Source organism: Candidatus Pelagibacter sp. (assembly GCF_052049975.1).
In the GTDB taxonomy this organism is placed as follows: domain Bacteria; phylum Pseudomonadota; class Alphaproteobacteria; order Pelagibacterales; family Pelagibacteraceae; genus Pelagibacter.
Genome location: NZ_JBNGYZ010000001.1, coordinates 31,223 through 56,685 on the forward strand (window position 1 = coordinate 31,223; position 25,463 = coordinate 56,685).

13 protein-coding genes are annotated in these 25,463 nt (G+C 32.3%); 4 read left to right on the forward strand and 9 right to left on the reverse strand.

What is annotated here, in order from left to right; translation table 11 throughout:
- The first annotated feature begins 6 nt into the window (after positions 1-6).
- From ACTT9U_RS00110 to ACTT9U_RS00125, 4 genes are read left to right on the forward strand one after another with little or no spacing between them, the layout of a single operon-like run.
- Complete coding sequence (locus ACTT9U_RS00110; RefSeq protein WP_440931167.1) at positions 7-2,007, forward strand: CHASE2 domain-containing protein; 2,001 nt, start codon at positions 7-9, stop codon at positions 2,005-2,007.
- Positions 2,007-3,401: a hypothetical protein gene (locus ACTT9U_RS00115; RefSeq protein WP_440931168.1), complete on the forward strand. Its 1,395-nt coding sequence runs from the start codon at positions 2,007-2,009 to the stop codon at positions 3,399-3,401. Before ACTT9U_RS00110 ends, ACTT9U_RS00115 begins: the two co-directional genes overlap by 1 nt.
- A gap of 26 nt (positions 3,402-3,427) precedes the next feature.
- Positions 3,428-6,112: a FecR domain-containing protein gene (locus tag ACTT9U_RS00120; RefSeq protein ID WP_440931169.1), complete on the forward strand. Its 2,685-nt coding sequence runs from the start codon at positions 3,428-3,430 to the stop codon at positions 6,110-6,112.
- Entirely contained in the window at positions 6,099-6,794 is a 696-nt protein-coding gene (locus tag ACTT9U_RS00125; RefSeq protein WP_440931170.1) for a hypothetical protein, read from the forward strand. The genes ACTT9U_RS00120 and ACTT9U_RS00125 overlap by 14 nt, the downstream gene beginning before the upstream one ends.
- A 16-nt stretch (positions 6,795-6,810) precedes the next feature.
- On the opposite strand, the gene ACTT9U_RS00130 is transcribed toward ACTT9U_RS00125, so the two are convergent.
- From ACTT9U_RS00130 to ACTT9U_RS00170, 9 genes are all read right to left on the reverse strand, one after another.
- A complete protein-coding gene (locus ACTT9U_RS00130; RefSeq protein WP_440931171.1) occupies positions 6,811-12,474 on the reverse strand; it encodes a LamG-like jellyroll fold domain-containing protein in 5,664 nt (1,887 codons plus the stop codon).
- 4 nt (positions 12,475-12,478) lie between these two features.
- Positions 12,479-16,156 (reverse strand): PilW family protein, encoded by a 3,678-nt coding sequence (locus tag ACTT9U_RS00135; RefSeq protein WP_440931172.1) that lies wholly within the window; start codon positions 16,154-16,156, stop codon positions 12,479-12,481.
- A 5-nt stretch (positions 16,157-16,161) separates the two neighbouring features.
- Positions 16,162-16,953, reverse strand: coding sequence for a type IV pilus modification PilV family protein (locus ACTT9U_RS00140; protein WP_440931173.1), 792 nt, complete (start codon positions 16,951-16,953; stop codon positions 16,162-16,164).
- Positions 16,953-17,543, reverse strand: coding sequence for a pilus assembly FimT family protein (locus ACTT9U_RS00145; protein WP_440931174.1), 591 nt, complete (start codon positions 17,541-17,543; stop codon positions 16,953-16,955). Before ACTT9U_RS00145 ends, ACTT9U_RS00140 begins: the two co-directional genes overlap by 1 nt.
- Positions 17,544-17,624: 81 nt before the next feature.
- Positions 17,625-18,914: a type II secretion system F family protein gene (locus ACTT9U_RS00150; protein WP_440931175.1), complete on the reverse strand. Its 1,290-nt coding sequence runs from the start codon at positions 18,912-18,914 to the stop codon at positions 17,625-17,627.
- A gap of 1 nt (position 18,915) precedes the next feature.
- Positions 18,916-20,664, reverse strand: a complete 1,749-nt coding sequence (locus ACTT9U_RS00155; RefSeq protein WP_440931176.1) for a GspE/PulE family protein — start codon at positions 20,662-20,664, stop codon at positions 18,916-18,918.
- 28 nt (positions 20,665-20,692) lie between these two features.
- Positions 20,693-22,339, reverse strand: a complete 1,647-nt coding sequence (locus tag ACTT9U_RS00160; RefSeq protein WP_440931177.1) for a secretin N-terminal domain-containing protein — start codon at positions 22,337-22,339, stop codon at positions 20,693-20,695.
- Positions 22,339-23,580: a LysM peptidoglycan-binding domain-containing protein gene (locus tag ACTT9U_RS00165; RefSeq protein WP_440931178.1), complete on the reverse strand. Its 1,242-nt coding sequence runs from the start codon at positions 23,578-23,580 to the stop codon at positions 22,339-22,341. Before ACTT9U_RS00165 ends, ACTT9U_RS00160 begins: the two co-directional genes overlap by 1 nt.
- A complete protein-coding gene (locus ACTT9U_RS00170) occupies positions 23,577-25,349 on the reverse strand; it encodes a PilN domain-containing protein (RefSeq protein ID WP_440931179.1) in 1,773 nt (590 codons plus the stop codon). The genes ACTT9U_RS00165 and ACTT9U_RS00170 overlap by 4 nt, the downstream gene beginning before the upstream one ends.
- Between the last annotated feature and the right edge of the window lie 114 nt (positions 25,350-25,463).

Genomic DNA, 25,463 nt, shown 5'->3' on the forward strand with positions numbered 1-25,463 from the left:
GTTCAGATGAACAATGTAAAAAAATATTCTGGCATTGTTTTACTAATTCTTTTAATTCTCGCAAAAATTCAAGACAGCAACTTTGTAATGAAAGTTGAAAATATTTCTTATGATATTTATCAAACACTATTCATGGAAAAAAGTAATTACGATGAAGTTGTTATCGTGGATATAGATGAAAAAAGTATTGGAGAAATTGGACAATTTCCATGGAGAAGAGATATTTTTGCAAAACTAATTGATAGATTAAATCAATATCAAGCATCTGTTATTGCTTTTGATATTTTCTTTAGTGAAGAAGATAAACAAAATCCAAAAAAAATTTTAGAGGAATTTAATATAGAAAATGATCAAGTGATTGATAGTGATCAATCTCTTTTAGAGAGTATCAATGGATCAAATGTAGTTCTTGCAGTTCTTGGAGATGTATCTGCTTATAACAAAGATAATCAATCAAAACCAAAAACAAATATTATTTCTCGTGGAATGGATGCTTCGGATTATGTTTATAGTTTTAAAAATAAGATTACTTCACTAGAAAAATTTAACGATGTAACAGCGGGAATAGGAACAATTTCATATCTTGATAGTCCAGATGCAGTTTTAAGATCAGTTCCGATTGTATTAAAAATTGATGGTGATATTTGGCCTGCCCTTAGCTTGGAAAGTTTAAGAGTTCTTCATGGACATAAAAGTATTTTAATTAATTCTGATGAAACGGGAATTAATTTAATTAAAACTAGAAAATATCAAATTGAGCCAGACCCTAATGCAATTGTTTACATAAACTATAAAGAGTTCAACAAAGAAAATTATATCCCAGCAGTTGATGTTTTAAACATGAGCGTTAATGCAAATAAGCTCAGAAATAAAATGGTTATTATAGGAAGTTCAGCACAAGGTTTATTTGATTTTGTAAAAATTCCAAATGGAGATGTAATTCCTGGAGTTCAAACACATGCTCATCTAATAGAAAATATTGTTAATAATGATTTTATAATTAAGAATTTATACACAACAATTGCCGAAAATCTTTTGCTAATTGTATCTTTGATACTTGTTTTAATTATTCCAAATAAAATTTTACCGAAATTCAGCATAGTTTTCTTTAGTGGATTGGTTTTAATTCTAATTGTATCAAGCATGATTGTTTATCAATTCAACTACTTTGTTGATGTATTATATATAATTGCAAGCTCCTCTTTATTGTTCTTAACCACTCTTTACTTTAGATACTTAAGAGAAAATGAAATTGCTCTTGAAAATGAAAAGAAACAAATTGTATTAAAACAAGAAAGAGAAATTGCAGGAGAGGTTCAGAAAAAATTATTCCCAGGTGATTTTTCAAATAAAGATATAATTTATGCAAAAAACGTTCCTGCTAAAGATGTGTCTGGGGACTACTATGATTACATTTCAATCAATGAAAATGAAGTTTATTTCACTCTAGCTGATGTATCTGGAAAAGGTGTAAAAGCTGGTATTTTGATGGCTAATGCAGCTGCTGTTTTCAGGTCAATGGCTAAACTTGAAAAATCAGTATCTAGTATTGCTCAATTTGTTAATAACCAAGTAGCTGATAATTCTTATCAAGGTATGTTTATTACTGCTGTAATAGGAAAATTAAATATAGAGAAAAAAGAAATTGAATATATAAACCTCGGACACGAACCGATAATGATCTTCGATAAAGAATATAAATTTGAATACTTAAAATCCACCTTGCCACCACTTGGTATTATGAGTATGGATGATGAAAATTTCTTTCAAACTAATAAAGTAAATATTCAAAACAAAAACTTAATGATTTACACCGATGGTGTTACTGAGGGATATTTAGAAAACGGTGAGGAACTTCAAGTAAAAGGACTTGAACAAGAGTTAATTAATAATAAATTTATTAAACCTACTGACATAATAGAGCATGTTAGTTCAATATTAACAAAAAGAAATGCACCATTAAGAGATGATGTGACTTGCATAGTTGTTTCAGGACATAATAGTTAATGAAAAAGCTAGTTTTATTTCTTTTTATCTTTTCTTTATCTACTCAAGTTAAAGCTGAAGTAACTTATCTAGAAATTTTAAAAAATCCAACTGACTTAAGGTTAAATCTTCAATATGCAAAAGAACAAGAAGCTTTAGGTGAATTTAAAAGTGTAATTGCAACGTTAGAAAGACTGACAGCTCTTTATCCTACTAACATTGATTTAAAACTATATTTATTATCAATTGCAGTAAAAACAGATAGTACTGAAAAAGTCTTAAGACTTATTGAAGAAATAAGGCAATCAGATGAAATCACTGAGGATGTTAAAACTAGAGTTGCTCAAGTATTTGATGATATCAATAAAAAAAGAATTGATGATGAAAAAACCATTGCACGTCAAAAAGCAAGGCAAGTTGTGGAAGAAGAGGAAAAGAAAAGATCTCAAGTTGCAAGCAAAGAAAGTAGCTGGACTTTTTATCAAGATATTGGATGGAAAGCTGCATTACACTCAAATATAGGAAATGTCTCTTCAACTAAAACACAACATTCAGCTGGAAGTGTAGTTGCTATGAGTGGTATTGAGGGAGATAACACTGAAACCATCAACACACTTACGGGTGCAATCTATCAATTAAGTGACACCTCGAATATTTCACTCTCCGTTGGCACGTCTTCTTCAGAACAAAATAGAGGAACAACAGATGAAAATGATACCAATACATTTTCTTCTAGTTACAGTAAATTTTTTGAAAGAAATTCTTTTAGTGCTTCCTACTCTTTCACTGATACGAACACTAGAAGAGCTGCGGATACATATGCTAACAATTTAAGTTTAAACAATACTTTTAGCTTAAATGAAAACCATAGATTTAATGGAGGTTTAACTTTAGGAACTAATAAAGGTAATCAAAATACAGCTAATGCAACTCGTAGAACTCAAAACACTTGGAAACAAAGTTATACAGCTGGTTACGACTTATTAATGGGTGAAGGCGCTCAACATAAGTTAAGTTTTAAATATACTTATACTGACACCCATGCAATTGCTAATCATAATGCTCTGGATGATCATACTTATTCAGTGTCTTATACTGAAAATATACCTTGGGGTAATATTACTTATACTTATTCTGAAACCGATAAAGATTATGATACTAGAGATAGCTTTGTAAGTTCGGATATTACAAGAAGAGAGGATTCTGCTACTCACACAGTTTCAATGAATGGAAGTTTGGGTCAAATAGTAAGATCTTTACCATCAATTAAATTGCCAGATTTTGCAATTAACCAATTAAACTCATTGTCATATAATATGTCTTGGTCAGAAACTGAGAATGAAGGATCTTTACTCCAGCATGATTATAATAAAGAAACATTTAATTTTGGTTTAACAAAAAGGATTTATTATTAATGAAAATCATTTATAAAAACGTGAAAATGAATATTTTATTAAAAATTACTGCACTTTTATTATTACTTTCAAACATTTCTTACTCTTCAGAAATTGGGATAATTGGATTTGTTATTGGTGATGCATTTAATCAAGATGGAAAAAAACTAAATGTAGGTGATCCTATTTACTTTGGGGATACCATAACAACTAATGAAGGTGGCAAATCGCAAATACTTTTCGTTGATCAAACTGTAATGACGGTTGGTTCTAATACTGAGCTTACTATTGATGAATTTGTTTATGATGCAGAAAATACTGATGGCAAATTATTGTCTACAATTAAATCTGGTAGTGTTAAAATTCTAACAGGTAAAATAAGTGAAAAAAATCCAGAAAATTTAGTTGTAGAAACGCCAGCAGGCACGATAGGAACAAGGGGTACAGAGTTTAAAGCAGCAGTTGATCCAGAAACATCAAAAAGTAAAATATTATTAATTGGACCAGGTCCAAAAAATTCATTGGGATTAAGACCGGGTGCTGTTGAGGTTTCTAATGCAGCTGGAACTGTTTTATTAGATAAGCCATATTTATTTACTGAAGTAAATCAAAATACAGCTCCAAGACAACCTGTTATTATCCCTCAAACAGAATTGAAAAAATTTCAAGAATTAGAGATAGAACCTGATGCACCCGTTACAGAAAATAATCAGCAAGATGAAGATTCACAGTTGGCACAAAATGAGGAAGAAATTAAAGAATTAATTAAAGCTGAAATATTTAATGAAGATGAAGATCTTGGAGATCTAGTTTTAGATACTTTAGTAACTGCACTTGCAAAAGATGATGGTGGTATAACTGCTCAACTTCTAGGAAAATCTTTTTTGAATAGTGGTAATGTAATTCCAAGAGCTCTTATTCCTGATGATGTTAAAGAACAACTACCTGAAGGAGTAGATATCAATTCACCAGAAGCTGATGCTTTTTTTGCAAACGAACTTCAAAATGAACTTGAAAAAGTAATGCTAGTTTCGGCCAGAATTGAAGATGTAGATTTTGTACCAACTGAATTTAATCAGTTTGATGCTGGTTTTAACAATATCAAAGTTCCAATACTTAATGAAGAAACTGGAGATGTTGTATTTTTAGAAATGGGTGATATTGACTTTAGGCCACAGTTAGCAGGATTATCAGGTGATAACTTTGACTTTGGAGAACCTGCATTGCCTGAACAAATTTTTTTAAAAGGTCAAGAAGCAATTGCGATTGATATAGAAAAAGGTCGTTTCTTTGAACAAGAAATAGATCCTCAAATGGAAGCTTTAAATCAAAGATTTGAAACTCTTAAAGCATCAGGTGCTTCAACACAAGAATTAGATGAAGTTGTTTTTGAAATGGATAGAGTGATGTTTGAAGCTAATGAAGCAGCTCAAGCTTTTGAGGTTGCTGCGTTCCAAAACCAATTTGGAAATGATTTTAAACTAGATGTTTTTTCAAACGAAGAATTTTTACAGACAAAAGAAAGTTTTATTTTTGACACTAATGAATATTCGCAAAATTGGAAAGAAGCAGATGATCAAGGATTAGTTCCTATATTCCAAATTGATGGTGGTGTAGATTTTGTTAATAAAGAAGAGGCTAATTTAGAATGGCAAAGAGTTGATAATCAATATGAGCAACAATTTGCAGAACAATTTCCTGATCTTTATCAAGCTGAAAAGAGAGCAGAAGAATTAGCGCAAAGAGCTGATCAGGAAGCTTCATTGTTATTCTCAAGAGTGGATCAAGCTATACAATCAGGAGCAAGTGAAGAAGAAATAAACAAATTATATAGTGAAGTTGATAAACAGTTAGATGAAATTTATACCGAAGTAGATAAAGCATATGAGGAGATAGCTTTAGCACAAGTTAAAACTGAAGTTATAGAAATTGGAGCAGAGGAAATTTTGTCTAGAGAAGCTCCAAAAGAAGAAATTAAAGTTGAAGATGCCAAGAAAGAAGAGCCTAAAGTTGAAGATGCCAAGAAAGAAGAGCCTAAAATTGAGGTAACAGAGGTAGAAACAAGAATAGAAGCTCCAAAAATTTCTTTTGATAGAGCATTGGAAGAATTTATAGTTTTAAAATATCCTATAGATCCAAGAGTTATACCAGAATATGAGAGAGAAATTAACACATTCTCAACAGGAACAACTTCATACGCGGACCTTAATACAAGATCAACTGGGACAGATACATACACTGGGACTACAACTAATTTAACAGTTGAGTCAGCAGGCTCAAATGCTGCAAGTGCTGTAGATGCTGTTGGTGATTTAGCTGGAACATTTACTCCTACTCACACAATTGACTTTAGTAATAGAACAATTAATCAGGGTATAACTGCAAAAGTTCAAATTGGTCAAGCAGGGTCAAGATCGTTTACTATTGATAAAGATGTAGATTACACTGGAGTATCTGGAAATGTAACACCAGCATCGTCTTTTTCTGTAAATAGTAGCGGAACTGTTACGGATGTAGCAAGTTCAGCAACAGGAGATATTTCAACAACTGTACCATCAAGTGGCTATACAGATGGAGCGTCAGCAAATTATTTTGTAACAGTTGAGTCAAATTTCCAAAATCAATCAGGTAGATCTTTTGCTGATACTGTTGATACAACTTTAACAGTTCAAACAGTCGATGGTTCTGATACTAATAAAGTCTCTGGAACAACTTCAAATGGCAGAGATTAATTCAAAAAAGATTATTTTTTTATTTTCTTTTTTATTTTTAATAAATAATCATGCATCTGCAAATATTTATCAAACAAGTTGCAAGACTGTAGAGAGAAAAAATGAAATTAAATCATTATCTTTTGTTTTTTCGTTTGAAAGAAAAAATATTGTGATCAATAAAATCAATAATGAAAAAGCTAAATATAAAATAAAAATTTCAAATATTACTGATAAAAATAATTTTTTATTTGATGCGGAAGATGAGTTTTTTAAATTAGAATTTAAACCAGGATTTTCTTACATTAAAAAGAATAATCCAAATCCACAATTTGAATTAATTAGCAATGATCTTACTGGTATAAATATAAACTGTTCTTCTCCAAAATTAATTAAAACAGAGGTAATAGCAGCTGAATTGCCAGAAAATGAAAAGATGAATGGAATTGATGAAGAACAAATTAAAGAAGTATTAAAACAACTTCAATCTGGTAAAAAAATTGATACTTCAAATTTAAATGAATTAATGAGCACTTTGGAAAAAAACAATGCTCAATCAAACATTGACCTTGGTCAATTACAAGGTTTACTCCAATCTCAAAGTTTTATGGGACAGTTAACTAAAGGAAATCTTTTTGACAAATTAACTTCTGAAGAATTTTTAAAAATGATTACTGAAGAATTTAAAAAGCTCACCAAATAAAATCCTTAAAAGAAGATTATCTGTTATTCCAAGATATTGGTGTTACGGTTACTGCATTTCTGCTACCTATTGCTTTTACAATTCCAATTTCTTCATTTAAACTTGCGTCACCATAAACAAGTCTGATTAAGATTTTTCTATTACCAGATGTAAAATCATCTGTTTGTAAATTTTGGTAATAAACTTTTGCTAATTCCTCTCTCCATTTTTCCATTGTAATAACTTCTCCTGAAGGTGGTGTTATTACCATTGCTGTAGGAGTTGAATTAGATGCAAAATTTGTTGTTTTGGCCCATCCCGATGTAAGAGATAAATCTCCTGACGTATTAACATCCACAGAGTCTTCGCCTGAAATATAGATACTATTATCAGTACCGTCTGTATAAAAAGATACTTCAGCTCGTACAGGTCCTAATACAACATTTATATCATTGCCATCTTCTTCAATATCTGCACCTGTAAAATCACCAACGCTACCACCAAACCTAACGATATAACCTTCAACAGTAGAATTTGCCATCCCATCTCTAGTTAAAATTCCTGTAGTTGTTCCTGAGTTTGTTTGTTGGAATGCTAAGAAATTGTTTGTATTGGCTGCTGGATGGTTGCTTATCCAGTTAGCAGCCTCGAAAGGTCCTACACGAACACTTTCTTCTTCGTCTCTTAAATCAGTTTCACCACAACTAGATTGATTAGCCAAATTAGCTTCAATTTCAAGTGCATTAGCTAAAGGTATGTCTAATCTTAATCTCCAGAATTCTTTATCTTTCCAAGGTCCAGATGTATATCTCCAAAAACCAGATCTATAAATACCACCTTGACATTCGTCAGTTCCATTTACCCAAGCATGTTTAGAGTTATCTACACCTAATTGCTCTATAGCATCTAGATCTGCAGCAGTTGTTACATTTGCAAGATAACCTTGGATACCACATAAATTTTGATAACTAGATTGAAAATCTGCTTGTCTGTAACTTAGTTCTTCATCTTTTAATTGGTAATAATGTTCTGCACCTGTTGGTTTTTCAACATCACCTAACTGAACATAGATTTCTCTTGTTCCTCCAGTAGAAGCATTATGTTCAAAATACATTGATCGAATAATATCTAGGTAGTTTTGACATGTAGCATCTCCTGTTAATGTTACTGTTGCTGTTTCATTATTAGTTGCTGAAATACCTAAGTTAGTTAATTCAGTAGTTCCGGCTACTAATTTATCTCCACTTTGTTCACCACTTTCAATTCTTACTACTGCTTTGGTAACTCTTCTATCAAAAAGTTTTATCACTCTTTTAGTGGCAATTCTAATTATTGGATCTTCATCATTTTCCATACCACCGTACTCTAAAATTAATCCTCGAATAGAATAGTTGAAATTATCTGAATAACTTGCACTCCAGTTGTGAAGATCATTCCATTTAAGTTCTTGATCATCTGGAAAATGAGTACCTAGTAAATGAATACCATGTTCTGTTTCAGCAACATTGTTAGGTTCCCATGTGCCATTCCAGTTTCTATATGGCATATTATCAACGAAGACTTCACCTATTTGTTGACCAGCTGGATTTGCTCTTGTCCATGTACCATTGTTTGCAGATGGAGTTTGATCAGACGCTCGTGTAGGAGCAAAGGCTAAACCTCTACCGTCCCAAAGCATACCTTCTGGGCCAGTCATCCATCTCCAAACTGGACATTCACTATCAGTAACTGAGTCATCAACATTGCTAAAAGCGGCATTAAAGAATAGTTTTGTTCTAGTGCCAGTTTGAGGTACAGGATTGTTGTTAGAAAGAGCAATTTTTGGATCTTTGTAAAACAATTCTAAACCTGACTGAGACTGAGGGTTGTTATTCGCATTAGTTATGTTGCTACTTTTTCTATAAAATTCATTCTGAACTCCCTCTAAAAGCCACAGTTGAGCAGAGTCATCTGTATAAGCGGTTAAGCTACTTGTATTAATATTTTCCCTTGTATCTAAATCAACTAAGCTAAAAGTGTCTGAGGTGGCATCTCTTACTCTATAAAAACCAGAGTTAAGCTGCATACCATCAAGTCTAATTTGATTACCAGAACTTATATCAGCGATTTTAATTATATCGTCATTAGTTAAATTATGATTACCATCAGTCGTGAATACAGCAGGATTAGCTTGGGTTATATCTTCAATTGTAATTGGTGTTTTTCCTGCACTAGTATATTTTTCAACAATATTTCTTAAATAATTTACAGAAGAGCCATAATCTTCTCCACCTCTATACATCGGGATGTTTGCAAAATCTCTTAATGCTCTAAAGTCTGCAGTTGCTTCTGCTCTACTTGATCTTTGTCTGAAACCTCCACATTTATTTAATTCTGCAACTGTACTTGAGTTACTTGAAAGACCTAATCCTCCCATCCATCCATTACCAACAGCTTTCTCAGTAATAATGTCGTCTTCTGACTCACTGGTTATTGTTGCTAAATATCCACTCTTACCAAAATAATTTAATTGTCTCGATAGAGAAAATGCTTCATTCATTCTTCTATTTTTATTGTTATATAAATCTTGGTTTGCATTAGCAGTTCCAGTTGGTCTGGCAGGAAACTCATAAAACTCATAGAAATGATTATAACCATCTCTATGTTCTTCTACATGGAGAGGCCCTAATGAAAAAAGGATTGTTCTTTCACCAAGAGATGGGGTTGACTCGTCTGTGTCATCAGAATCTGTGCCATCTGTTCCATCTCCACCTTCAGCTGCAAAAGGATTTACATCTGAGTCTGCATCAACTTCTTTTGAGTTAAAATACTTGATAGACTCAAATGCTTGTTCCCAAACTGTCAGATCTGCACACGGTGCATCAGACTCATCGCCCTCATACATTGTCCAAACCTGGGGATTAAATATTGTTGGAGTTTCTTGTAAATTTAAACTTAATCCACCAGTTATTGTTGCACCTGATGTATTTTTCCAAACTCTATTATTAAACCATACAAATGTATTAGCATTATAATTTGTTGTTGAGCTCCAATCAGCTGGTTTACCGGAATGAACTAATGTTAAAACACCAGTATCAGCATTCCAACCTGGGTAATCAACACTTTGATCACCTTCCCCTGTAATTGCTGATGGATAATCTTCAGCTGATGTGTCTAATTTTAAAAAATCTTCTCTTTCAAAATCGTCTAGAGTATCTCCATCATTATTCAAATCTTTGGGTGGAACATAAGTGTCTTTTTCAATTGTAGCTCTTGCAACACAAAAATTATGATCACTAAAATCTACTTCCTGAACACCCGCTATAGTATCATCTGTATCGCCATCTTGGTTTATATCATGATCAAGTTTGAAATGATCAAAACCACCGTACTCAACTACATAACCAGTGATACAATCTAGGCCACTATCTGTACAGCCAGGCACTCTTCTTAAATCATTCCATTTACCATTAGTTCTTCCTGTTCTATTAATCTCCATATCAGCATAAGGTTCACCTGAGCTATTTGGTTCATTATTTTGCCAATTAACATATGATACTGACATTCCCATTAGAGGGCCAGACTCTGATTGCATGTTAGTTGCATTACTTGTTGGATTTCTCCAATCAGAATTTGATAACCATAAAAAGTGTTGTTTTGATTTAGTATTTAATCTTGTTCCGTAGTAATTAGCTCTTGTTTCTCCTGCAGCAACATGAAACGGAGTAACACCCGTACAACCTGTCTCAGTACTACTGTCACACATAACAGCATCTTTAATAAATTCATTTTCAGCAGCACTTTCTATTGACACTAAATATCCTCTCATCCCTCCGCAGGTTGATTGTTCTGCTCTTCTTTTTGCTTCCCACCAATCAATAGAGTCACCATTATAACCAAGGTCTCCACTGTCTCCTGAGGTTACATTGGGAGCTGTTGAAAAATATTTGTAATAGTGCCCATAACTATTATCGCCTGATGTGGTTGTAAATTGAACTCCATCACACCCACTTCCTAAAACTTCTGACCAGTCTTCCTCGACAAAATCATCACCTGCGGATTTACCAGCATCTTTTTCTAAATAATAAAGTTTACCTTGATATTCTGCACAGTCTCCCTCATCATAAGCGGTGGCAGCACTAAAGTCAGTAAAACTATTGGAGTTATCACATTGTTCAAGTGCTCTTTTAAAAACATAGAAATTTGTGTTTGTATTTCCTGATGTTTGAATTTTAATATCTCCTGCTGTTCCATCTTGTCCAATGTAAGTATTCAATGGGACTTTTAATGGTGTACCTTCTTGACCAGATAATGAATTCAGATCCTCTTCTGTTAAAGCAATTAAACCGTCACCGACATCTCCTTTTTGGACAGGTGCTGAAACTACTAATTCTAGAGGTATAATTTGATCATCTGGACCTTCTCCACATGATAAAATTTTATAATAAACTATATCCTCTCCTGGAGGTACATTAATAGAGGGTGGATCGTCGTCATCTGATGTTACAGGATATTTAACAAGTTCTGTTTTCCAAAGAGTTCCTTTGTTACCAATACCATAAATGGTTGCATCATTTCTTTTATCTGCACTTCTAGATGTATTAAAATCTTTAGCTATATTACCTGAACCTTCATTAAATTTATAATACGAAACTAATCCTGGTTCAGATCCTGAAAGTCTTCTTCTATTATTATCTGCTATATCATCTTCTGATCTTGAGATATTCCAAATTCTCATTTCAGCTACATTACCTAACCAAGGCACACTCTGAATTTTAACATCTCCTGTCAAATAGCTGTTAGGAGAAAATCCATGCAAACCCTCACCTATTGCTAATGGCCAAAGATCTCCTTCAGGGAGTATTTCTGGTGGATTGGTATAACCAGATTTAGCTCTTGCACCAATATTTGCATTGAAAGTTCCCTCTAATTCACCATTTTGATAAATTTTAACATTACCACTATCAGTAACACCAGGTGTACCACCATCCCACACCCAAGCTATGTGAACCCATTCACCTTTAACAGGTTCTCCAACATCTCCTTGATCATCCAATACCACTTCACCTAATCTTGGTGACCAACTATCGTTTTGAACTTTAAAAACTAAATCCCATTCTCTTCCCCACTCAAATGCATGCATGTTGTAAGTTGATGTTTCTGTTTGCATATTTTTAATCCACATTTCAATTGTGAATTGATCAGTAGGAAAATCATTAAATTTTTCAACTAACGCAAAAGATCTATCATCATAAGTAGTATCTTTTTCTGACCCACCGGTAGATCCTTCTTCAGAAAAATAAATTGATCTAACAACATCTGCGTGTCTCATCACAAAAACTTCGTAAGACATATTTTCAAACTTTGCTTCATCATCTCCAAGATCACCTTGAATTCTTTGTGCGTAATAAACATCTTCATCTGTATTTGTATAACCGTGTCTATTGAGACATTGATTATCAGAATCAGCAATATTAAGTTCATTTTGAATATCTACTAAAGTAAAACTGTTTGAATTTAATTGTTCAGTAATCCATCTTTGACCTTCTTGTAGACCGGTTTCAGCTGCAAGATTAACTTGTTGCATTACTGAATTTCTAGAAACACTTTTTAAATCTGTATCGTAATAAAAAAACATCGAACCTGTCATCAAAGATAGTGCAGCAACGACAGCTATGACAAAAACTAAAGCAAATCCTTTTTGTTTTTTTTGATATTTCATTATTTTATGAGTCGCTCCATAATTGTTGTCTATTTATATAGCTATGTGAAGTTTTACATCTGTTTGATAGCATTCCTATCACCACATCTTCTCCATCTACTTGCACAGTTTGTTCAGAAATCTTGATAGATGGCTGAACACCTCTTTCAGGAAAATCAAAAGTTATTATAGCTTCATCTAAGCCACTTGTTAATGGAACTGTTTGTCTTCTAAAAACTTTTTCTCCTTCTTTGCCTTGAATATATCCTTCAATAGTCATAGCAGCTTTTGTTTTATAAACTTTTACATTTTCCATAGCTGTTTCTGAGCAATCTACTCTATTAACTTGTACTTCTTCTGTAGTTGAAAATTGATTACCTCTTAAGTCTGTGGCAATAATTCTTACAGAAAAATATTTTTTATTTTCTGGTAGATTTGACCATCTAATATCTGAGTCATCATTCAAAACTAAATAAAACTTTTCATCTTTTTGATCTAATCGAAATCTAGTACCATGATCTACATCTTTGTCTGCATCATCATTTGGTACTTCGCCTAAATTAAATCTTACAAAGTCATTTGTATCTGTATCTTGAGAGTCTGATACAAAAATTTCACCAATTACTAGTTCTTTATTATCATCTTCTGCAAAATCAAAATCATCATTATCTGTGATGGTTGTTCCATCTTCTTCTTTAAAAGAAACTCCTGTTGGTGCGTTATTTCCTATATTAAAGCCTATGTAAACTTTTTTAATATCCGAAATTCTGCTGTTTGATGTATCTTGCGTTTGCACTGCATAATAAAATGAGTCTTGATGGGCTTGAGTTGATGTTGACCAACCATCCGGCAAAGTATGATATTTGAATGATCCATCAGCAAATACATGAATTTTTCCACCTGCAGTCGTTTGAACTGTAGCTCTAGCGCCATTATAACTATCTTTTTCTTCTGTATCATACATCTCACCAATATTAGGGAGTTCAGAATTATTTGCCCATTCAGCAGTTGTTGCTTTCCAATTTCCACTTAATCTACAATTCATTGTTCTTGATGCACCATCTACAGTTTGAGATTTTACTGTTCCACTTTCAGCTAGATCACCATCGACACTTCCTATCTGAGAGCAGCTATTTGAAGAGCCATCATGTTCAACTAATAATTCCAAATGTTCTCCTTGAGGATCATATGACTTACTAAAAAGACCATAAATACGATTTGTAGTAAAATAATCTTTATCCATGTAATAATATAAATTTTGTGCCTTAGGCATTGGCTTATTAGTTGCTGTTTTTGATGGAATATATCTTGGCAGTCTAGCAATTTGAATATTTGAATATCTATTATCTGGTTGAGAGAAAGATGCTATAGCAACCGAACCTCTTTGAAATCTTTTAAAACCTTCAGTTTTCAAATCATCAGATACATCTGCGCCACTTGGTAAAGTTATATCAGTTGCTGAAGAATTTTCAGTAAATGGAAAACTTGAATTCGTGTGATCATGTAGATCACCACTACTATCAAATCTTAAATCAAAAGCTGTAAATTTTTGACTTGTGCTATTCGCTACATGAGGTTTGTTTTCAACATTAGCTCTAAATTTATTTGGGTGATAAGTAAGAGTTACAGTATTTTTAATTCCAGTTTTTCTTCCATGTCTCCAACAACCCCAACTAGAGTGTGTTGAGCCTGGATTGTAACTGATTTGAGAAAAAGATTTTGTCTTACCGCTGCAAGATCTGTTTCCAGTTTCTGCAGGTCTTGTATTGTCCCATCTTCTAAACAATCTGTTATATCCTTGCTCATTATAATTTGAAATTGCTCCAGCATTTGGAGTTGACCACCCCATTAACGGACTCATATTAGCATGAGATAAGTATGATCCCTCGTTGTAACCACAATTTCTTGTGTGATCAAATTCGTAGCCTTTAAAGTGATGAAGAATTATTGCAGATCCATTACCTTGTGCTGCCCACCAAGACCATAAATACATATCATAGGTCAAGTCTGCTGGTTCTCCCCACCATTCATTTTTTTCATCATCTGAAAGACCATTCCATTCTGCTATATCTGTACTTGAAAGTGAGTCTCTTAAATCATCAGAGTCAAATCCATCTGTACCATTTAAACTTTCATAATCAATTCCAGCACAAGCTCTTATTTTTCCATCAGGCCATTTCTTTTGAACTACACTTGGTCTTTGATATCCAACAGCAAAACCTAACATATCATCATCAAGACCAACACTCATTGTTGGATTACAATCAGGATATCCACCAGAACACACCATCCCCTTTAATACAAATGAGTCATATTCATCCGTAGAAACTAAAAAAGCAGGTGATGCTAAATTTTGTTGAATGTAAAATGATCTTCCATCGTCTGTAAGATCATAATTTGGACCACCCCATTGACTTGCTGCGCCCTTACTCTCATAGTTTTGATCACCATAAGTAAATCCTTTTGGTTCCCAAGTATGTAAATTTATATCTGAAAATTGTGGAGCGTTATACTTCATAACTCTTATTTTATAATCCTTATAAGCTTCATTTTGGTCTTCCCAACCTTGACTTTGACAATTTGTATTTAAATCTGCTTTTAACCTAATATTGAAATCTTGATATCCATCTGAATTAAAGGAATAAGGTGTGTCAGTATTATTTAATGTTCCTGATATAGTTAATGAACCATTCCATTCTCCAGCATCACCTTGATTATTACTATTAGCATCATCATAGCCAGAACTAGCAGTTAAGCCAGGAGGTAAAGTGGTTTCACTATCTACCGTATCTAATTTCAATCTCATTTCAGAATGACTCACTCCTGGTAAACCAGTTATTTGAGGTGGTTTTTCACTTTCAAACCTTATTTCTTCATGAGTTCTGTCAATGCTTGATGTTCCAACTTTTTCACCTTGATGAAGAACAATAATATCATCATCTGTTACAAAGCTTGCTAATTGAATATCTCTTTTTATATCATTAGCACATGTAACTTGAAGGCTGCCTGTAAACTCTAAAACTGCTGTTCTATTTTCATGAAGATCTTCTTCGTCAAAAGCATAATAAGTTTTACCACCAAAGTTTAAATTTCTCATATATGCAGATGCAGTATAAGTTTCAGCAACTTTTTCATCTTTAGATTTTAAAGTAACTTCAAAATCAATATGTTTACTTCTTAGCCTGATGCCTAGAGTATCAAAAAATTGCGCAACTGGTTCCCAGTCTTGAAACTCAGTAGTGTTTGAATCTGTTGGGTCACAATTGTTTGTATTCCATACTTTTTTCTTAAGAATTGTTTTCTTGGTTATTGGTGAATAAGGAATTTGTAATTCATACTTAATCAATTTTCTTTGAATATTTCCGTCAACATCTTCGGTATCAAAACAGAAAGAAACTGACTCGCCATACTCTGTATCATCTGTGACTTCTGTTCCATCATCATTAAGAACTTTAACTGGTATTTGAACATCTCCTTTATCACTATCTGGATGTTTATAGCCTGCCATCTTTGCATCAAGTTGAAGAACATGAAGCGCAAATCTAGCTTCTTGCTTCATATTATTATGATTGATTTGTCTTACAAAAGTGCCTTGGAAATTACTATAAATCGTGTAAGTGGCTCCCATTACGATAGTCGAAATAACAACTGCAACTAAAGCTTCTACTAGAGAAAAACCTTTTTGAAATAAAACTTTGTTCATATTTATTATGTTCCTGCAAGGAACATTCTTCTAAACCTTTCTTCAATACCACCTTGCTCAATTGTAATTGTCACTCTTAATATTCTTTCTGTCTCTGTCACAGTCGTTCCATTTCTTATTACAGAAATATCTCTATCTACTTCTTCTACTTCAATTAATCTTTGATCTCCTTCTCTTGCTGGACCTAAATGTTTTTTTAAAAGTCCTCCCCAATTAACTAAATCTGTTTCCACTTTATCATTTGTCATATCATTTAGATAATCACTGTCTTCGAATTTAGTTAGATCAAGATCATTGTAAGGTTGTAGGCTTCCTTCTGCATTTGAAATAAATGTAATTGGAGCATTCTCGACTGCATCTGACGCTAAGTTTAAATTAGGAGTTCCTTCAGGAACATCAGATCTTTCTAAAGAAAAAGTAGTAATGTTGTTTGCATCAAAAGGTGTTGAGTCTGTAACTTCATACTCTCCACCAACACCTTCGATAATAATTCTATCACCATCTCCTGGTAGTTGAGCTAAACCTCTTACTTCAAGTTGACTCTCTCCTCCATCAGTATCTTCATTCACTCTTGGGCTACCAAATTGAGCAGCAACAGGATTATAAACTGCTGCAAGTTCTTCAAAAATTAACTCAACAGCATATGCTGCTTTATCAAACTTTCTTAGGTTTGAAAAATCTCTCTCCTGAGTGGATTGTAACGTCATAAAAACTGTTACTGCCAAACCTAAAACAGCACAAGCAGTCATTCCCTCTACTAAAGATACACCTTTTTGAAACTTCTGTTTTAAATTCATTACATTCTTGTCCCATTATTAAAGAAGCCAGATTGATAAGTATGCAAATAATCTTTTTTTCCTCCAGCATTATCTGACGCTTGAATTTCTAATTTTAAACTTTCAGGAGCAGATCCATCAGGCAAAAAACAAATAAAGTTTTCAGCTACAGCCTCATGCACACAACTACCATCAACTGCTGTACATCTTTTTATTGTCATATGTTCAAGAGTTTTTGTAAATTCGCTTCGAATGTCACCTTTATTACCAGTGCTACCAAATCTTTTGCATTTTGGATCGTTTAATGAAGTTGGAGATGTTGTGGCTTTATGATACTCAACATTAAATCTATTCAAACCAGTTGCTTGCCAAATTTCCAATTCAGCTGTGTTATTTGTATCATCATTTACTATTCTTATTGTGTGTGCAGTTCCTTCTTCTAAAGATAATTGCCTAACATAATTTATTTGACCTCTTAAAGTAGCTAGATCAGCTTCATAATTTTCTTGATCACCAAAGTTATCTATAGCGGGAAAACCTACGGCACCAATTACAGCTATCACACCAATAGTTGCCATCAGCTCGATAACACTAAAACCATTTTTTTTCATACAAAAATTTTATAGTAAGTTTTCTTTAAATATTTGATTAACATATATTAAAATTTTTTAATTAAAAAAAAAATCTTTTTTTTATCCAACTGCTTGACCAATACTGAAGATTGGCATGTATAAAGCTATCATTAAAACACCAATAATTGCACCAATCAAGACAATCATTAACGGTTCAATAATAGATGATAAGGCTGCAACAACGCCATCAAATTCTTCCTCATAATATGTTGCTATTGACTGAAACATTTCCTCCATATTACCAGTTCTCTCACCTACAGCAGTTAATTGGGCAAGTGCTGGAGGAAAAATATGTTCTTCTTTTTGAAGTAAAGCAGATAAAGTTTGACCAGTTACTATCTGTCTTCCAATTCTTTCAAGTGCATAAATAAAGACAAGATTAGTTGTAACTGATTTTGATATTTTAATTGTATCAATAATGCTTACACCAGCTCTTGTTAGGTTTGCCATAATCATACACATTCTTGAAACAGTAGCTTTTACAATTAAGTCTCCAAATAATGGGAATTTTAAAAATCTCTTATGCATAACATGTCTAAAACCTTCAATATTTTTATACATAAAGTTATAAAGTACTCTGATAATTATAATTGTTCCCACAATCTTCATTATATTTCCTGGATCAGCAATAAATCTACTGGCATTTACGATAACTAATGTTGCTGCTGGAAGTTTTACTCCCATTGCACCATACATTTTTTCAAAAACTGGAACTACCTTCCATAACATGAAAATTGTAATAGTTGTTGCAACAGTCAAAAGCATTACAGGATAAAATAAAGCACTTTTAATTCCTGACCTGATCTTGGCATTTTTTTCAAGCAACTCTACAAGTTTAATTAAAAATTCGTCTAATTTACCACTGGCTTCCCCAGCTGAAATCATATTTAAATAAATGTTGTCAAAAATTGTTGGATGTTTAGCAAAAGCATCTGTCAAATTCATACCACCATTAAGATCTTTAACTATAGAGTGAGCTGTCATTTTCATTTTCATGTGTACAGTTTGATCTCTAATCATCATGATCGACTCTAATATAGGTAGACCAGCTTTAATCATGGTAGAAACTTTTTTTGTAAATTGTAACAACTCTTTGGGAGGAACTTTAGCCCAAGGTCCAAAATTTAAATAAATATTTCCTTTAGCAATAATTATGGGTGCATTACTTAATGGGATGTCATCTAATGATGGTGGTCCCTTTGCTTCTGACTTACCGTTTCCTTTTTTTATAGATGTAACTATGATTTTTTTTTTTCTTAGTTCTATGGCTGCAGCCTTTGGATTAGAAGCTGATATTTGACCAGTTATTTTTTTTCCAGCCTGGACACCTGCGTATTGAAATGTTGCCATATTAAACTACTAAAATTCTTGAATATTCAGCTACTGATAATATACCGTTTTTTATAAAATTTCTTCCAATTACTTGCATTGTTTTAAAACCATCTTTAACAGCAACTTCCAACATTTCATCTCCTCTGGCATCTCTTAAAATTGCAGCTTCAAGATTTGGAGTTTTCTTTAATACTTCATAAATACCTTGTCTACCTTTATAGCCAGTATTGTTGCATTCAGTGCATCCAGCTCCTTTTTTTGCGGTAAAAGTTGAAAGCTCTTCTTCTTTAAATCCATATTGCAAAAGCGTTTCCTTAGTTGCTTTATCGTCATCAACTAAACATTCAGAACAATTTTTTCTTGCTAATCTCTGAGCAACAATCAAACTTAAAGCTGATGCTACCATGAAACTTGGAACTCCCATGTTTACTAATCTAACAACTGTTGAAACAGCATCATTTGTGTGAAGAGTGCTTAATAACAAGTGACCTGTTAACGCTGCTTTGATTGCAATATCTACAGTTGATTTATCTCTTATTTCCCCAACTAGAATTACTTCGGGGTCTTGTCTTAAAAAAGATTTTAAGATCGCTTCAAATGTTAAGCCAATTTCATTGTTAGCTTGAATTTGACCTACACCTTTAAGATAAAATTCTACAGGATCTTCGGCTGTCATGATATTAGTGCCAGGATTATTTATTTTTTTAATACAGCCATATAATGTTGTACTCTTTCCACTTCCTGTTGGGCCAGTAACCAATACCATTCCTTGAGGAGCAGTTATAGCAGCAACTAAATTATCGTAATCTTCTTTATCTAAGCCAATTTGTTCTAAACCTAAATCTGGTCCAGCCGCAAGTAAACGCATTACTACTCTCTCACCTTCTTTAGCTGGTATCACTGAAAATCTTACATCTATATCAACATCGTCCTCATTTTTTGGTTTTGGATTTTTAAATTGAAGCTTTCCATCTTGGGGTAATCTTTTCTCAGAAATATCACATCCAGACATAATCTTTAATCTTGTTATTATTGCATTGTAATTTTCCATTAAGAATTGTTTGAATTGAAGTTGCTCTTGTAAAACACCATCTTTCCTAAATCTGACCTGAGCCTCCCCACGTCTAAAAACTTCTATGTGAATATCACTCGTTCCACTTAAAAAAGACTCAATTAATAATTTATCTACAAAATCTACAACAGCATTCTCGCCACCAGAATTAAACGCATTAGGTACTTTAATATTTGGGTTTGCTTTTCCAATAGTTTTCTTTTGTTCTAAAGGATTTGGAGATTTTGCTTCTTGCGTAGCTTCAATAACACTTTTAAATTTAAGAGCTTGGTCTAAATTAGATGGTTTGGCAACATAGAGTTCAACATTACAGCCAGTCATACTTTTTATTTTTCCTGCTAATGTTGATTTTGTTGGGTCAAATAAAGCTATCTTTAATATCCTTCCATTTAATTCATAAGGAAGCATTTCATTTTCCATAATGAATTCTTTGGGTAATTTTTTAACTGCATCTTTTTTAATACTTTGCTCTGTTAAGACTACTTTTCTTAAAGCATAAGTTCTTGAGATTGCAGAAACAATATCGTCTTCATTTACATGACTGTCATTAAGTAAATATTCTAATACGCCTAGTGGAGCTTTTCCATTACTCTCATATTTGGTTTTTGCAGCATTAAAATTTGCTTCAGATAATTTACCTGATGTTTTAAGCAAATTAGAAATTTTAATACTAATCTCAGGATTAATTGATGGCATATGTGTAAATTATATTTAATTATATAACTTATACAAGATTTGCACTGATAAATATTAACAATTGTGTCTTGTTATCTTCTTTAGTTTCACTTCTAAAAAATGTCCCTAATATAGGAATTTTTGAGAAGAAAGGAACTCGATTATTATTGTCATTTTTGGAATTTTTATAAACACCTCCAAGAACTGCAACTTCTCCAGATGCTACTCTTACAATTGAAGTTAACGATTCTGTATTTGTAGCAGTTGTGTTTGTTACACCAGTTGGAACAGTTCCAGGTGAGCTGTTAGAAATATTTAAGTTCAATTCAATTTGATTGTCGTTAATTATATTAGGCGTCACGCTCATTGATAAGTTTTGATTAATTGTAACAGTTGTACTTGCTGTTGACCCTGCACCATCTATTTCTTTTAACAGCTGGTTACCTTGAGCTAAGGTTGTTGTTTGTCCATCTAATGCAAACAATTTAGGATTAGAAATTGTTTCAGAATTTTTTTGATCAATGGACATTGATATAAGTGCCTTTAATCTTGTAATACCAATATTACCCATTATTACTGCACTTCCTGAAAGTTCTGCATTTGTAAATGTGGTTGTTGCAGGTAAATCTCTTGACTCTAAAAACGCTGCAGCGTTTTGAGTATTAAAAGTAGTTGTTACACCTGTTCCAGGAGAAGTATCAACACCAGTAAACTCAATTCCATTTTGTCCATTCGCTAGAGCACTTGAATTAAATAGCTGCAAGTTATTATTAAACTTTTCATTAAAGTTATCAGTAGCATTGATCAAATACGCTTCAATTAAAACTTGCTTTCTTTCGATGTCAACTTTTCCGATAATTTCTTCAACTAAATTTAGATCTTCAGGCGATCCTCTTACAAGTAATTGATTATTAGAAACATCATCTGTTATTTCAATTGTGGTATCATCTCCTAATAAACTTTGTATCGGCTCAATTACATCTGCAGATGTTTGATTAAATACTCTAAAAATTTCAGCTAATATTAATTGTTCTTGCTCACCATCAGTATTTAAAGCTGTTGCTCCACTTCCCAATGTTATTGAATTTTTATTAACCTCCAAAGTACGATCAATTTTCTCTTTCTCTAACTCTACATAGACATCTTTAGTATGCACTCTTAATAATCCTGAGCTTTCATCTTCAATCATGATAAGGTTATTTATATCAAGAATTGCATATACGGCTGAACCCCACTTGATGTTTTCAAAATCTATTGTGATGTTTCCACCTACTTCGTCTCCAACAATAATATTTCTTTGGATGAGACTAGCAAATAGTTTCAGAGCTGATTTAATATCCATATCATTAAGTTTTAAAGAAACTTCTGTTGTGTTTAACTTTTTAACAAAACTATTATGATCCACTATTTCTAAAGGACTTTTTTTACCTTCTACACTGTCAGATAATGAAACTCTTCTAACTAAAGTTTTGGTTTCTCTAGTTTTTTCTTTTATTTTTTTTGTTTTTTCAGAAAACTCTTCTGATGTTTCTTTAAAATTTCCCGCTGTGGCTTCTACATCAAAAGCATCAATATCTTGTACCGCTCCACCATCTTCTTGCTCGTAAGCCATATCAGGTTTACCTGATTTACACCCTGAAAAGAGCAAAATCATTAAACTTAATAATATAAAATTAAATTTTAATGTTTTATTCATCAATTAAATAAATCTTCCACGTTAGTTACTGTTTCACCATCATTATTTGCAGATTGATCATTATTAGTTTCCGTATTTCCATCATTATTTCCTGGATCATTTTCAGTTCCTGGATCGTTTATATCAGTATTAACTGAATCTATGTCATTTGATGGAAGTGAAGCAATTGCTTGTCCTACCACTGGTGTGTTAATTAAAAATTCAAATTCGATATTTTCTTCCAAAACAATCATCATATTTTGTTGAATAGAAACAATAACCCCATCTTTATTACCAATTCTATCACCTTCTCTTACCATATATTGACCACTGTTGATTTCAATTATTGCTAAATTTTGTCTATCAATTTTAAAATCATTAACACTTTTTTTGTTTAAATTTTCATAGCTAATATTTTGATTAGCATAAATTGGAATTTTAATTAATTGATTTTCATTTATTATAAGAGTGTCTTGTTCGAAGTTGTTAAAGCTTGCTAACTCTGAAACTTCTCTTTCATATCTTCCAGCAATTTCTGCTAAAGTCTCATTTTCATTAGTTACATGTATAAAAAATGGTAGATGTAGTTTTTCACCTATCAATAAAATATCTTCATCATTAATGTCATTATAAGAGGCTAGTTGAACCGGATCTATTTTATATCTATCTGCAATTGTATCCAAACTCTGACCTTCTTTTACAATATGAAATCTATTAGGTATTACCAGCTTATCTCCATTAACAAGTTCTCTTGATCCAGGATAAATAGCATTTGCTAATTCAATTTCCCTTAAAGAAAAACCATATCTGAATGCAATTTTTTCGATAGTTTCCCCCTCTTTTATAGTGTGTGTAGTAGGAATTCTTGCTCTATCAAACTTTTTAACTTTTGCTCTCTTAAATGTGTGAGATGACTCTTTGCTTAATGCAGTGCCTTTTAAAGTATAATCTTTAAGAGAATAAGCCAACATTGGATCTATATTCAATACTGTTACTATCTCTACTTCCTCAGTTTCTTGTTCTGGCTCTACCTCAGCTACTTCTATAACTTCCTCTGGTTCATCACTAAATAAGTCCTCTGAAGCTATTTCCTCTGTTGGTTCTTCTGTAACAATATCTTCCTCTGGCTCTATCACTTCAGCTTCTTCAATAACCTCAGGTTCACGTGTAATTCCAATTTCGTTAGTAAACGGGCCAGCAATAGCTTTTAGATTCATCATAACTGAAAGTAAAAGTAAAGTTATTAAGATTTTAAAATTCATTTCTTTTTCTTTCCTGATTTTAATAGTTTAGCTACTGTCGCTTCGTTATCAAATTTTTCATCGTCAAATGGCTTTAGCGAAAGCATTGAGTTAAATTTTTTACTTATTGTCTCATTGGGTAATTCATCTTCCTTAGGATCTTTTTGTCCTTTAACTTTATATAAATTAATTCTGTCTTTAAGAGTAAACTCTACCATCGCTTCAATTTTACTGTCATTAACAACTTCATTATCAGAAAAATTATTCATCATGTTAACTACAGATTGATCATTTTTTGCTACACCAGCAACAAGAATATTTGTTTTTTCCTGAACACTAAAGCTTGTTAATCTAATATCCTCAGGAACGATTTTGTTTAAGCTAGAGTATAATTTTGCTGTTGTCTTTAAGTTAGATCCAAATGATTTTGCAGTTTTAACTTCACCATTAATTTTTTGAATCTTTGCATTATATCCTTCGAGTAAACTTTTTTTTCCATCAAGATCTTCTTTTAAAGATGCTGCTGCATTTATTTTAGATGAGTTATTAAATATTTTTAAAATTTTAAATGGAATAACATGACCAACAAATCCTAAAACAAAAATAAATGAAATCATTAAACAAAAGTTGCCAAGTACTTTTGATCTTCTATTAATTTTTATTTGCTCAAAATTTGATAACAAATTAATTGATAGAATTTCATCTAATTGAAGATTAAATGAATTCAATTTTCTAGAAGCTATTCCTATAGCTTCAGATGCTAAAGATTTATTGCTTAAAGAGTCTATATATTTTTTTGCTCCATCTGAAAATTCTAAAGAGTCTTCAGGATTGTAGTGTTTAACAATAACTTCACCAAGTTGGCGTTCTATACCTTTAGATAAGTTTTTAATTTTTGATTTGTCAGTTACTACTGAAACAATACTTATTGGATCAAATTCATATTTTGTTTCATACTCAACTAATGACTGTTTGATTTGTGATCCTAATCTTTCAAAAATTTCATCCCAAAATTCTGTCTCAACACTTTCTACTTCCTCAACAGTATCAAGCAAAACTTGATCAGCCTCAATAATATTTATTTCTGAATACTGAAACCCTTTTTGAGAACAAATTGTTATGCTTTTTTCTTCCTTTGTATAATTAAAAATAACATTAGGAGTTTCAAAACCTTCTTTGCCAAGAATAAGACCTTGCGAATTCATATGTGCAAACGGAGCAAGATCAATAACCACTGGGTTATATCCTGCTAGTCTAAAAATATTTGAATATGCCTCAACAAATTTTGTTTCCATAGTAACTAGCACTACATCCATCACACCAAGCTCTTCGTTAGTGCTAACAATTGAATAACTTGTTTCGTATTCTTGTAAATCCTCAGGTGTTTCGTCGAACTGATCCCAAAAACCACCTAAAGATGTAGCCTCTGACAAACTCTCTTCATCCATTATTGGGATTTGTAAATTGTATATTTGAGCTTTTGATGTGTCTAAAGAAATAGCAACATCTCTGGTTTTAGTTTTAATTGAGTCTAACGAATTTTTTACTTGGTCACTTAAATAAGTAGTTGCAGATAAAAAATCTTGATCATCACCAATGCCTGCTATTTGCTGGTTTGAAAAATTGTCTACTTTCCAAACATTTTTTTTTAAAGATATCTCTGCAGCTTGAATATATTTGTCTCTAAAAACTACACCAATAACTTTTTCTTTTTTTGCGTGAGAATTCCCGATAATTTTTATTATTGGTGCAAAAGCTTTTGCTATTGGAGGACCAAGTTTATCAATCATATTTTTTTATAAAAACCTTATAGAATCACAATAATAAATACCGAATCGGTACACAAGCATTAGTTGTGTTACTTTATATATATAGCAATACTAAAAAAAACTTGAAAAATATTA

Coding starts and splice junctions, on each gene's coding strand:
- ACTT9U_RS00115 (WP_440931168.1), top strand. CDS start 2,007: ATGAAAAAGCTAGTTTTATTTCTTTTTATCTTTTCTTTATCTACTCAA.
- ACTT9U_RS00170 (WP_440931179.1), bottom strand. CDS start 25,349: ATGATTGATAAACTTGGTCCTCCAATAGCAAAAGCTTTTGCACCAATA.
- ACTT9U_RS00110 (WP_440931167.1), top strand. CDS start 7: ATGAACAATGTAAAAAAATATTCTGGCATTGTTTTACTAATTCTTTTA.
- ACTT9U_RS00165 (WP_440931178.1), bottom strand. CDS start 23,580: ATGAATTTTAAAATCTTAATAACTTTACTTTTACTTTCAGTTATGATG.
- ACTT9U_RS00120 (WP_440931169.1), top strand. CDS start 3,428: ATGAATATTTTATTAAAAATTACTGCACTTTTATTATTACTTTCAAAC.
- ACTT9U_RS00125 (WP_440931170.1), top strand. CDS start 6,099: ATGGCAGAGATTAATTCAAAAAAGATTATTTTTTTATTTTCTTTTTTA.
- ACTT9U_RS00160 (WP_440931177.1), bottom strand. CDS start 22,339: ATGAATAAAACATTAAAATTTAATTTTATATTATTAAGTTTAATGATT.
- ACTT9U_RS00150 (WP_440931175.1), bottom strand. CDS start 18,914: ATGGCAACATTTCAATACGCAGGTGTCCAGGCTGGAAAAAAAATAACT.
- ACTT9U_RS00155 (WP_440931176.1), bottom strand. CDS start 20,664: ATGCCATCAATTAATCCTGAGATTAGTATTAAAATTTCTAATTTGCTT.
- ACTT9U_RS00135 (WP_440931172.1), bottom strand. CDS start 16,156: ATGAACAAAGTTTTATTTCAAAAAGGTTTTTCTCTAGTAGAAGCTTTA.
- ACTT9U_RS00130 (WP_440931171.1), bottom strand. CDS start 12,474: ATGAAATATCAAAAAAAACAAAAAGGATTTGCTTTAGTTTTTGTCATA.
- ACTT9U_RS00145 (WP_440931174.1), bottom strand. CDS start 17,543: ATGAAAAAAAATGGTTTTAGTGTTATCGAGCTGATGGCAACTATTGGT.
- ACTT9U_RS00140 (WP_440931173.1), bottom strand. CDS start 16,953: ATGAATTTAAAACAGAAGTTTCAAAAAGGTGTATCTTTAGTAGAGGGA.